Raw genomic sequence first — 12531 nt, 5'->3', positions numbered from 1 at the left:
CTTTTTTGCAAATTCCTATTTTTATTTGCAATTGCTAATGCTTTTTTGCAAATTCTCATTTTTATTTGCAATTCCTGATGCTTTTTTGCAAATTCTCATTTTATTTGCAATTCCTGATGCTTTTTTGCAAATTCCTATTTTTATTTGCAATTGCTATTGCTTTTTTGCAAATTCTCATTTTTATTTGCAATTGCAGATGCTTTTTTGCAATTTCCTATTTTTATTTGCAATTGCCGATGCTTTTTTGCAATTTCCTATTTTTATTTGCAATTGCTAATGCTTTTTTGCAAATTCTCATTTTTATTTGCAATTCCTGATGCTTTTTTGTAAATTCTCATTTTTATTTGCAATTGCCGATGCTTTTTTGCAATTTCCTATTTTTATTTGCAATTCCTGATGCTTTTTTGCAATTTCCTATTTTTATTTGCAATTTCTAATGCTTTTTTGCAAATTCTCATTTTTATTTGCAATTCCTGATGCTTTTTTGCAAATTCCTATTTTTATTTGCAATTGCTAATGCTTTTTTGCAAATTCTCATTTTTTTTTGCAAAATCTAGTTATTCGCTGTCTTCGATAACGTCAGCGAGGCGGTTTGAGAATTGTTCGGCTGCGTTGACGCCCATTCTTTTTAACCGGAAGTTCATGGCTGCTACTTCAATGATGACAGCTAGATTTCGGCCAGGGCGAACAGGGATTGTCAGCTTCGGCAAGTCCATATCAATGATTCTCATTTTTTCCTCGTCCAGTCCAAGGCGATCATATTGTTTGTTTTGATCCCACAGCTCTAAATCCATCACAACTGAAATTCGTTTATAGCTTCTAACAGCACCAGCACCAAACAAGGTCATGACATTAATAATCCCAAGACCACGAATCTCCAGCAAATGTTCAATCAGCTCTGGAGATGTTCCAACTAACGTATTTTCATCTTCCTGTCTAATTTCCACACAATCATCAGCGACTAGGCGATGGCCTCGCTTTACAAGTTCCAGTGCCGTTTCACTTTTACCCACACCGCTCTTTCCCGTAATGAGCACACCAATGCCATAGACATCAACGAGCACACCATGAACAGCTGTTGTTGGAGCAAGCTTGCTTTCAAGGTAGTTTGTTAGTAAACTCGAAAATCGAGTCGTTTTTTGCTTTGTTCTTAATAGTGGAACAGACTCTCTTTCTGATGCCTCCACTAAATCATTCGGCACTTCCATATCCCTTGAAATAATTATGGCGGGAGTTATATCTGTACATAGACGTTCAAAGCGGTCTTGCCGATCCATATCATTTAATCTTTCAGTAAATGTTAGCTCTGTTTTGCCTATCAGCTGGATTCTTTCAGCTGGGTAAAAATTAAAGTATCCTGCTAATTCAATACCCGGTCTGGATAAGTCACTTGTAACAATCGGACGATTGATTCCCTCTTCGCCGCTAATAAGCTCGAGTTCAAATTTTTCAATAATATCTTTTGTGCATACCTTAGCCATTTCATTTCCTCCTTTGTCAGGAAATTGCTATCACGTTGCTTCCATTTTATTATGGCAGTTTCATTTCATTTTAGCACTTTTTACCTCAGAACCAAATGAATCAAATAATAAATATGCCTTTTTTCTATATTATGCATGTCCTTTGCTAAGCTTCATTCATATGTTAAAGATAACGAGGATTTCATTTTTGCAGCAGATCATTTCTAACGGAAGGAGCGAGAGTATGAAAATTATGCTGGATGCGGGTCATGGGTATACAACTGCTGGGAAGCGGAGCCCAGATGGCATGCGGGAGTATGAATTTAATCGGGTAGTTGCTAATTATGCGAAGGGGCTTCTAGAAGACTACCAAAATGTAACTGTTTATTTTGCACACTCAGACAAACGGGACGTGCCCCTTAAAGGACGGACAGACGAGGCAAATCGGCTAAAGGTTGATTGTTATGTTTCTATTCATGCGAACGCCTATGGCTCAAATTGGAATGATGCAAACGGGATTGAAACCTACGTACATCCGGTGAGACCGAAAAAAACAACCGAATTGGCCAAAAAAATCCATAGAAACTTAGTCATCGCTACAGGTTTAAAGGACCGGGGACTTAAAGAGGCTGATTTCCATGTACTAAGAGAAACGGAGATGTCAGCTGTTTTAGCAGAATGCGGTTTTATGACAAATCGTGAGGATGTTAAGCAATTGCGCTCTGATACATTTCGAAAAACTTGCGCTGAAGCCATTGTCAAAGGAATCGCGGATCATTTTAATTTGAGGAAAAAGACGGATGCTGGAACAAGCCCCTCAAAGAATCCTGCTCCATTACCATCCAAAAAAGGGCAATACAAGGTCCAAGTAGGCGCATTCGATGATAAAAAGAATGCGGACGAGCTTGTAGATCAATTGATAAAACGCGGTTTCCCTGCCTATATACTTTTCGAATAGAAAGAAGCCAGCACGAATTATGGTGCTGGCTTTTTGCCGATTGTTTTAAAGCTTTGCAGCTTTTCCTTATTTATTCTTATCCTTCTCAAAGACAACTTTTTGAATAATTATGTTCGCAATCGCCATAATAACCGCTACTAGCAGAGCTGTACCAAAGCTGGCAATTTCAAAGGAACTGCCCATAATATTGTCCGTAATTTGCAATGTGATCGCATTAATGACAAATAGAAATAATCCTAGTGTCAAAAATGTAACAGGCAGAGTTAGGATAATTAATATCGGACGAACAAGAATATTTAATATGGAAAGGATAATGCTTGCTCCAATTGCTGCGCCAAAGCTAGATACATAAAAGGATTCTTCTGCAAATCCAGCAATCGCCACAAATAGGATGGCATTAATTAAAATGCCGATCAACCATCTCATTTACTTTACACCTCTGTTCTGGCGGTGTGAATACTTCTTCTAGTGATTAGTGTTAACCATTTCTGTTAAAGTACTACTGATTTTGTCTTTTTCACGTGAATGGATCCTGTTTTTGTTTCTGCTACAATCCTCAGTGCATGATCAGGATTGTTTAGTGATTTAAAGCGCATCACTTTCTGGATCACATCGCTTTTTTCTTCCACCACTTGAATCCCTTCAAGATTTACATTAAAACCGCCAAGATTTGTTTTCAGTTCTCCCTCTAACGCTGCTGCTTGATGCGGAATTTGCAGCTCGATGGCACCAGTAGCCGCTTTAGCATTTATAAATTCACAGATACCCTCAGTGAATGCACAGAAAATGTCTCCATTGAAGGATTGTAAATCAACTTTTCGGTATTCACCATCAAGGGTAATTGCCCCATTTAGCGTCTCTGCTTCTAGTTCACCAATGATGCTACGTTGAACTAAAATTTGCCCATTTGAAGTTTCTGCTTCCGCATAGCTCCCTTTTATATCATTAAGGGTGATCTTCCCGTTTGCCGTTTTCGCTTTATAGCTCTCTGCTGTTAAACGTTCACTTTCGATCGATCCATTGAACATGCGGATTTTTATATTTTCATACTCTGTTTGAGGAATGTAAATAACTGCTTCAATCTTCATCCATTTTTGTTGAGTTGAAAACCGCAGCCTTTGGCTGTCAATCAAAAAGACGACTTCGTTTAAGAATTTTCTTCTTGCCTCATCCTGTGTCTCCACACGATAAATCTTTGCTTGGCAATCAATACGAACATTATTTTGATCCCATGGAAGCACCTTGACCATCCCGTTGGCAAGATCAATATCTATCTCCTTCAAATCCACATTTGCTTGCTCAAAGACATGTGAAATATCAATTGATTTGCCAAAATTAAAATCAAGATCAAAATCCTTAATTTTTTTATAAGCTTGATCAACAAAGTCGATGATTTTATCTTTTGCCGACTGGAATTTATAATTAAGCGGATCTTCCTTTTTAGCCTCCTCGAATTTAACAGTTGAAAGCTCTGGGAATAGGTCATCCTTTTTATCTTGGACTGCTTTATTTGATTGATCTAGACCTTCTAATAATAATAATGCTTCCTCAACCGTCAGCTTGCCATCTTCAATCATCTTCAGTATTCTTAAACGTTCCTCTTGCATACCAATCTCCTCCAGACGTTTTTATTTTATATACGAAATCTGATAAGCGAAGGTTTCAAATTTTAAATTAATTTTTAGCAAAAAAGAAGCAGCACCACATCGTACTGCTTCTTTAACATTACACATTTGATACAGTTGCTTCTTTTTCTTCTATTTCTTTTTTCATTCGTAAGCGGTCACGCTCTAATATTGGTTTTAAATATTTTCCTGTATAGGATTCAGGTGTTTCGGCAATTTTTTCCGGTGTGCCAGTTGCTACAATGGTTCCACCTTTATTCCCGCCTTCTGGACCAAGGTCAACAATATAATCCGCCGTCTTAATGACATCGAGATTGTGTTCAATCACAAGGACGGTATCCCCATTTTCTACAAGGCGCTGCAGTACGATGAGCAGTCTGGATATATCGTCAACATGCAATCCGGTTGTCGGCTCATCAAGAATATAAAATGATTTGCCATTTGAACGACGGTGCAGCTCAGAGGCAAGCTTAACACGCTGAGCCTCTCCTCCTGACAGCGTTGTAGCGGGCTGGCCAAGCTTTATGTATCCAAGACCCACATCATAAATCGTTTGCAGCTTTCTGCTGATTTTTGGAACGTTTTCGAAGAATTCAACTGCATCCTCTACAGTCATATCTAAAATCTCTGCAATGCTTTTTCCTTTGTACTTCACTTCAAGCGTTTCTCTGTTGTACCGTTTTCCATGGCATACTTCACAAGGCACATATACGTCAGGCAAGAAATGCATTTCGATTTTTATTATTCCATCGCCTCGGCATGCTTCACAGCGTCCGCCTTTCACATTAAAGCTGAAACGGCCTTTTTTATATCCTCGAACCTTTGCTTCATTTGTTGTTGAAAAAAGATCACGAATGTCATCAAATACACCTGTGTATGTAGCTGGATTCGAGCGCGGTGTTCTTCCGATCGGAGACTGGTCAATGTCAATGACCTTTTCTAATTGCTCAATTCCTTTAATCTCTTTATGCTCACCAGGCTTGCTTTTAGCTCGATTAAGCTTTTGCGCCAATGTTTTATGCAAAATTTCATTAATAAGCGTACTTTTTCCTGATCCTGATACCCCAGTAACGGCAATAAATGTACCTAATGGGAATTTTACGTTTACATTTTTAAGATTATTCTCTTTGGCACCTTTTATTTCTATAAATCTTCCATCATTTTTACGGCGTTCAATAGGAAGCGGGATATATTTCTTTCCTGCAAGGTATTGGCCTGTTAATGAGTTTGGATCTTCCATTACTTCATTTGGTGTTCCAGCTGAAATAATCTCTCCGCCATGAACACCTGCCCCTGGACCAATGTCTATTAAATAGTCAGCAGCAAGCATGGTATCTTCATCATGTTCAACTACAATTAACGTATTTCCGATATCCCGCATATTTTTAAGCGTTTCAATCAAACGGTCATTATCCCGCTGATGGAGACCAATGGATGGCTCATCAAGAATATAAAGCACACCAGTCAGTCTTGAGCCAATCTGGGTTGCCAGCCGGATCCGCTGAGCTTCTCCGCCTGAAAGTGTTCCAGCCGCGCGGCTTAATGTTAAATAATCAAGTCCGACATTTACTAAAAAGCCTAGACGCTCCTTGATTTCACGGAAAATGAGATTTGCTATTTTCATCTCTTTATCTGTTAATGACAGGCTATCAAAAAATTGATGTGCTTCAGCAATTGATAATTCGGTTACTTTACCAATATGCTGACCTGAAATAAGAACGGCAAGCGTTTCCCTTTTCAGACGGTACCCCTTGCATGTTGGGCAATCATGCTGAGCCATATACTTCTCCATTTGTTCACGAATATAGTCAGAGCTTGTTTCTTTAAATCTTCGCTCAACATTTCGTATAACACCCTCAAATTCAATCGTCGTTTCTCTTACTTGACCGAAGTCATTTTCGTAGTGAAAGAAGATTTTTTCTCCGTTTGAGCCATATAAAACCTTATCGAAGAGATGAGAAGGAATATCCTTAACTGGGATATCCATGTCGATTCCATAATGAGTGCAGACAGCCTCTAGCAGCTGCGGATAATATTGTGAGCTTGTTGGCTCCCATGGTGCAATGGCATGCTGCTTTAATGATAGATCTCGATTCGGAATGACAAGGTCTACATCCACTTCAAGCTTGGAACCAAGCCCGTCACATTCAGGACAAGCACCAAATGGACTATTAAAGGAAAACATTCGCGGCTCAAGCTCCCCAATAGAAAAATCACAATGCGGGCAAGCATGATTTTCACTGAATAGCAGCTCTTCCTCGCCAATCACATCGATCAGTACTTTTCCCTCTCCAAGCTTCAAGGCAGTTTCCATGGAGTCTGCAAGACGTGCAGCAACGCCGTCCTTGACCACAATTCGATCTATCACTACTTCAATGGAATGCTTTTTGTTCTTTTCAAGTTCTATCTCTTCTCCAAGGTCATGCATTTCCCCATCAATACGAACACGGACAAATCCCTGCTTTTTGACATCCTCAAGAATCTTCACATGTGCCCCTTTTCGCCCAGATACAAGTGGTGCAAGGATTTGCAGCTTTGTTCGTTCAGGATATTCAAGAATTCGGTCAACCATTTGCTCGATTGTCTGTGACGAAATTTCAATATGATGAATCGGACATGTCGGACGGCCGACTCTTGCATATAATAACCGCAGATAATCATAAATTTCTGTCACTGTTCCAACTGTTGAGCGAGGGTTTCTGCTAGTCGTTTTTTGATCAATTGATATCGCCGGAGATAAACCTTCGATCGCATCTACATCTGGCTTGTCCATTTGGCCAAGGAACTGGCGTGCATAGGCGGATAATGATTCCACATATCTGCGCTGCCCTTCCGCATAGATCGTATCGAAAGCAAGAGAGGACTTTCCAGAACCGGAAAGCCCCGTTAAAACAACAAGCTTATCTCTCGGAATGGTGACATCAATATTTTTTAAATTATGGGCTCTGGCGCCTTTTACGATTAATTTTTCCATCGCCATTTGTACGTCATCCTTCCGCTTTCAACTCTAATAATAAATCACGAAGCTCTGCTGCGCGTTCGAAGTTGAGCGCTTTCGCTGCTTCCTTCATTTCTTTTTCCATATTTGTGATTAGTTTTTCTCGTTCTTTCTTATTTAGCTTGCCAATTTGCGATGAAGCCTTATATTCTTCTTGTTCCTCAGCAGCATGAGTGGCACGAATGACTTCGCGAATATCCTTTTGGATCGTCTGCGGTGTGATTCCATGTTTAAGATTGTGTTCCTCCTGCAGTGTGCGGCGCCGTTTCGTCTCACTGAGAGCTAATTCCATTGAATTGGTGATTTTGTCTGCATACATAATGACATGCCCATTTGCATTTCGGGCAGCCCGGCCGATCGTCTGAATTAGGGAACGCTCCGAACGAAGGAAGCCTTCTTTGTCAGCATCTAAAATTGCCACTAATGAAACCTCCGGAATATCCAGCCCTTCTCTTAAAAGGTTGATTCCGACGAGAACATCGTATGTTCCAAGGCGAAGCTCGCGGATAATTTCAATCCGCTCTAATGTTTTTACCTCTGAGTGCAAGTATTGAACTTTAATGCCAATTTCTTTTAAATAATCGGTCAAATCCTCAGACATTTTCTTCGTCAAGGTAGTAATCAGCACCCGCTCATTGCGCTTAATTCGATCTTGGATTTCACCAATCAGGTCATCAATTTGTCCTTCTATCGGACGGACATCGATCGTTGGATCAAGCAGTCCGGTTGGACGGATAATTTGCTCGATCATTTCTGGTGTATGTTCAAGCTCGTATGGACCAGGCGTTGCAGAAACATAGACAATTTGATCGATATGCTTCTCAAACTCTGGAAACATTAACGGCCGGTTGTCTAATGCTGATGGAAGACGGAAGCCATGTTCAACAAGAACTGATTTCCGTGCTTGATCCCCATTGTACATTCCGCGAATTTGCGGGAGCGTCACGTGGGACTCATCAATAACGATAAGCAAATCCTTTGGAAAATAATCGAGCAATGTGTATGGAGTGGAGCCTGGAGGTCTCAATGTTAAATGTCTGGAATAGTTCTCAATCCCTGAACAAAAGCCCATTTCCCTCATCATTTCGAGATCATAACGTGTTCTCTGCTCTAAGCGCTGTGCTTCAAGCAGCCTGTTATTTTCACGTAAATCCGCTAGCCGTTCTTCCAATTCCTTTTCGATATTTTGAATGGCCACAAGCATTTTTTCCTCACGGGTAACGAAGTGAGAGGCTGGGAAAATAGCGACATGCTCTCTTTCACCAATAATTTCTCCAGTTAGTGCATCGACCTCACGTATCCGTTCAATTTCATCCCCGAAAAATTCCACGCGCAAACAGTGCTCATCCTTCGAAGCTGGGAATATTTCCACCACATCGCCGCGAACACGAAATGCCCCCCGCTGAAAGTTCATGTCATTTCGATCATATTGAATATCTACCAGCTTTCGCAGCAATTGATTTCTTTCAATTTCCATTCCAGTACGAAGAGACAGCACTAGCTCTCTGTACTCTTCCGGTGATCCTAAACCATAAATACAAGAAACACTGGCAATAATGATGACATCCCGGCGTTCAAATAATGCAGATGTTGCCGAGTGACGGAGCTTATCAATTTCATCGTTTACACTTGAATCCTTTTCTATGAAGGTATCAGTGGATGGTACATATGCTTCCGGCTGAAAATAATCATAATAACTGACAAAGTACTCTACCGCATTATCAGGAAAAAACTCTTTAAATTCACTGTAAAGCTGACCAGCCAATGTTTTATTGTGAGCAATAATCAAAGTTGGCCGATTGACTTCTTTAATCACGTTTGAAATAGTAAAAGTCTTTCCTGTTCCTGTTGCTCCTAAAAGCGTCTGATGCCGTTTTCCCGCTTGAATTCCTTCAACAATTTTTCTGATTGCTTCTGGCTGATCGCCTTGTGGGGAATACTTCGAGACTAGTTTAAATTGGTCCTTCACTAAAAAGCCTCCAGTTCATTTATACTTTTCTCTATTATCAATCAGCTTGAATGTATAGGACTGGCTGTTGGCTGATTTGTCATTTTTTAACTTTATTCTTATATAAACATTCTACCACAAAATAGTTAATACAAACCAGCAATATGCGAACGAATATTCGTTTATTTTTTCCGCTTGCTGATCTTTTGATAGGAGTAATTATCGAAAATAGGTTCATATTGCCGAATTTTTATTAATCAAACGTTTGATTAGTTACGCAGCAAATTGCAGCTTATGTAAAAAGCAATTATATTTTCTCGACAATTTCCCAAGAAATATGAGCTTTACTTAGATTAAAGGATTAGCATTTCTCGCAAATAATGGAGGAATAGGGCGAAGCAGCATTAATCAAACGTTTGACTAAAATAGCTAATGATTGAACGACGATAAAAAAACCTGTCGAATACGCATCGACAGGTCTGCAATATGTTTTATTCAGGACTTTTTCTGAAAATTCTTTTTCATCCGCTGTGAGTACCAAAATCCAACAGTCAAAGAAAAGGCATCAACGACAATAAGCCAGAATGAATCTGTGTAGCCTTTATAAACAGAAGCTGCAATTAATGCTACCGTCAGGACAAGGCCAATCACATGATTATATGCCACTCTTGTAAACAGCACTACAAGCAAACCTGGAATCAGCAAGGCCGATAAAAATTTTAATCCCAATCATTACACCTTCTTTTACTAATTTCACTTATCAATAGAATAGCGTATTTTGGTAACATGCACCACCGATTTAAACGAATGATTCTAGGCATGTGATCACATGATAATCATAAACATTTCAGGGAGGCTTACGTACGATGGCGAGAAGAAAGCGGCGTCCGCTCGTTCCAGAATCACGGGGAGCATTAGATCAGTTGAAAAATCAAGTAATGAAAAACAAAGGATACCATATCAATCAAGAAGATCCCGACCATGTGAAATATGAGGTAGCAAATGAAGTGGGTGTTCCGCTTCAAAAGGGGTATAACGGCAGTCTAACTTCTAAAGAGGCAGGGAAAGTCGGAGGCGAAATTGGAGGAAACATGGTGAAAGAGCTTGTACGAATGGCACAGGAACAGATGCGGAGATAACATTGTTTTGGGGAATTTAGGGATGCAGACTCAATATCCATCTCCTGTACCAATAGAAGACTATAAAAGGTGTTCCGAATCTATCGGGACACCTTTTGCCTCTATAAATTTGTTTCTTTTGGTTGTGCATGCTTTTTATGCGGCCGCTTTTTCCGCCTTCTTGAAAATTCGGGCTCCTTCTTCTTTCTATGAGAATATGTTTTTATTTATTTTCTGCAGCTTTTCTCTCACGGAATTCTTCTTTTATAGCAGCCAGCCGCTCAGAGTTAATTATTAATTCCAGTCCAGTCAAGGCAAGCGCCTTCGCTCCAGTAATTAATGCTTCATCACCCTTTTTAGAAGCAGCTGCCTCTCTAAATGGAACTGTATGACCAACGAGATCATCTGCACCAATTTTAATATATGGATGGATCGTTGGCACAACTTGGCTGATGTTCCCAGCATCTGTAGAACCAATGCCATCCTTATCATCTAAAATAACCGTTTCCCCTAATTCCTCGATGATGCCATGGAATACTTCATCAAACTTCCTATTTAATAGAAGATTGTCAACTTCATTTTGGAATGCAATGATGTTTAGCTTTGCACCCGTTGCAAGTGCTGCACCTTCAGCAATCGCTTTTACTTTCTTTGTTACTTCATTTAAATGTGCTCTCGTTGCTGCACGGATAAAGAATCTTGCTTTTGCATATTCCGGAATGATATTCGGCGCGTCCCCGCCGTCTGTAATAATCCCATGAATGCGGACATCATCCTTTAGCTGCTGACGCAAGGCATTGATTCCATTGAATAGCTGAATGACTGCATCGAGTGCATTAATTCCTTCATGTGGAGCAGCTGCCGCATGTGCCGGCTTGCCAATAAACTCAAAGTCAAGCGGATCAACCGCTAATGATGTACTCGTCAGCCTTGTTTGATTGGAAGGATGAATCATTAATGCAGCATCTATTCCTTCTAATAGCCCATGCTTCACAAAGCTTCCTTTTGCACTTCCATTAGGACCGCCTTCTTCGGCAGGAGTTCCTAATACAACAACCTCTCCTCCAGTTTCATCTAATGCCTTGCTTAAAGCGATCGCAGCTCCAACACTCGTTGTTCCAATGATGTTATGGCCGCATGCATGGCCAAGCCCAGGAAGTGCATCATACTCAGCTAAAAACGCAATGGTCGGTCCTTCTAGGAAGGATTTTTTACGAGCCAGGAAAGAAGTATGGTGTCCTGCTACTGCCCTTTCTACCTCAAATCCTTCTTTTTCAAGAATGTCAATCAGAAGTCCTGATGCAAAAAACTCCTCATTTCCGATTTCAGGCTTTGCATGAATTTGATGGCTTGTTGAAATATAAAGCTCCTTGTTGCTTTCCACATTCTCGATAATCGCTTCTTTTAACTCATTTTTTGTTTTTAATGGTGTTGACATGGTTGTGTTCCTCCCTAATGATTATTTTTTGTTAGTTATAATAATTGAGCCTTTAATATAAACGTCGAATGACTAACGTAATGAACAGGTATATTAAAGGCGATTGAGTGCACCAACAATATCTTTTTACAAGACCTTATTTTTTAATAAATTACCAGCCAATATCACTTAAAGGAATAAATGTCGGAATGGAGTTTCCTTTGTATTCTTTTTCAATAAAATCAGCTACATCATCCTCTTGATAAAGCTCAGCCAATCTTTTTAGATGTTTGTTGTCCTTGTCTTCTGCTTTTGTGGCGATGATGTTGACATATGGAGTAGCAGTCGCGCTCTCATGGTAAATCGAGTCCTTTGTTGGATTGAAGCCTGCGTCAACTGCAATTCCGTTATTAATGATGGAAGCTGCTACATCTGGCAAAACGCGCGGTGTTTGTGCCGCAACCATTTCAACAATTTCAAGATTTTTAGGATTTTCTACGATTTTATCTAAAGATCCATTGCCATCGTAATCGTCTGTCAGTTTAATCAGACCAGCTTCTTCAAGAAGAAGAAGTGCTCTTCCCATATTGGAAACATCATTTGGCACCGCAATTTTTCCTCCCTCAGGAATATCATCAACAGACTTGAACTTTTCAGAATAAATTCCCATTGGTGCAAGAACGGTCGTGGCAATTGGCACTAAATCTAAATTATGTTCCTTAATAAAAGAGTCAAAGTACGCAACGGTTTGAAATGCATTGGCATCGAGCTCGCCTTCAGCAAGGGCAATGTTCGGCTGTACATAGTCAGAGAAACTGATTATTTCTACTTCAATCCCTTCCTTCGCTGCCTTTTCTGCTACGAAGTCCCAAATACGGTTATCTGATCCGCTAACCCCAATCTTCACCTTTACTGATTTTTCTTTTCCGCTTGTTTCGCTAGAGCATGCTGTACTAAAAACGGCCAGCGTTAAAATAATTAGTGCAAAAAATAACTTTTTCATTGTT

General features: G+C 39.9%; 10 protein-coding genes. 2 read left to right on the top strand and 8 right to left on the bottom strand.

Features of this window, described 5'->3' with window-relative positions:
- Window positions 1-557: 557 nt before the first annotated feature.
- Window positions 558-1481, bottom strand: coding sequence for an HPr(Ser) kinase/phosphatase (hprK, locus tag C1726_RS14635; protein WP_102273837.1), 924 nt, complete (start codon window positions 1479-1481; stop codon window positions 558-560).
- A gap of 223 nt (window positions 1482-1704) precedes the next feature.
- Between hprK and C1726_RS14630 the strand changes: the two genes are divergently transcribed.
- Entirely contained in the window at window positions 1705-2418 is a 714-nt protein-coding gene (locus tag C1726_RS14630) for an N-acetylmuramoyl-L-alanine amidase (protein ID WP_102273836.1), read from the top strand.
- Window positions 2419-2484: 66 nt separating this feature from the next.
- Here C1726_RS14630 and C1726_RS14625 read toward each other — a convergent pair whose 3' ends face one another.
- The 5 genes from C1726_RS14625 to C1726_RS14605 form a co-directional block, all read right to left on the bottom strand.
- Complete coding sequence (locus C1726_RS14625; RefSeq protein ID WP_102273835.1) at window positions 2485-2844, bottom strand: phage holin family protein; 360 nt, start codon at window positions 2842-2844, stop codon at window positions 2485-2487.
- Window positions 2845-2909: 65 nt separating this feature from the next.
- Window positions 2910-4025, bottom strand: coding sequence for a DUF4097 family beta strand repeat-containing protein (locus C1726_RS14620; protein WP_102273834.1), 1116 nt, complete (start codon window positions 4023-4025; stop codon window positions 2910-2912).
- Window positions 4026-4143: 118 nt separating this feature from the next.
- Complete coding sequence (gene uvrA / locus C1726_RS14615; protein WP_102273833.1) at window positions 4144-7023, bottom strand: excinuclease ABC subunit UvrA; 2880 nt, start codon at window positions 7021-7023, stop codon at window positions 4144-4146.
- Between the two features lie 7 nt (window positions 7024-7030).
- Entirely contained in the window at window positions 7031-9010 is a 1980-nt protein-coding gene (uvrB, locus tag C1726_RS14610; RefSeq protein WP_102273832.1) for an excinuclease ABC subunit UvrB, read from the bottom strand.
- Window positions 9011-9484: 474 nt separating this feature from the next.
- Window positions 9485-9718, bottom strand: coding sequence for a CsbA family protein (locus C1726_RS14605; RefSeq protein WP_102273831.1), 234 nt, complete (start codon window positions 9716-9718; stop codon window positions 9485-9487).
- 137 nt (window positions 9719-9855) lie between these two features.
- On the opposite strand from C1726_RS14605, the gene C1726_RS14600 reads away from it, so the two are divergent.
- Window positions 9856-10128: an alpha/beta-type small acid-soluble spore protein gene (locus tag C1726_RS14600; protein WP_102273830.1), complete on the top strand. Its 273-nt coding sequence runs from the start codon at window positions 9856-9858 to the stop codon at window positions 10126-10128.
- Between the two features lie 202 nt (window positions 10129-10330).
- Here the strand turns inward: C1726_RS14600 and C1726_RS14595 are convergent, their stop codons facing one another.
- The gene (locus C1726_RS14595; RefSeq protein ID WP_102273829.1) at window positions 10331-11545 is read right to left on the bottom strand and encodes a M20 family metallopeptidase; all 1215 of its coding nucleotides are present in this window, start codon (window positions 11543-11545) and stop codon (window positions 10331-10333) included.
- Window positions 11546-11696: 151 nt separating this feature from the next.
- A complete protein-coding gene (locus tag C1726_RS14590) occupies window positions 11697-12527 on the bottom strand; it encodes a MetQ/NlpA family ABC transporter substrate-binding protein (RefSeq protein ID WP_102273828.1) in 831 nt (276 codons plus the stop codon).
- Window positions 12528-12531: the final 4 nt, after the last annotated feature.

Source organism: Cytobacillus massiliigabonensis (genome assembly GCF_900199725.1).
In the GTDB taxonomy this organism is placed as follows: domain Bacteria; phylum Bacillota; class Bacilli; order Bacillales; family Cytobacillaceae; genus Cytobacillus; species Cytobacillus massiliigabonensis.
Note: the sequence above shows the minus strand (reverse complement) of the source record. Positions and strands in the feature narration are given on the sequence as shown.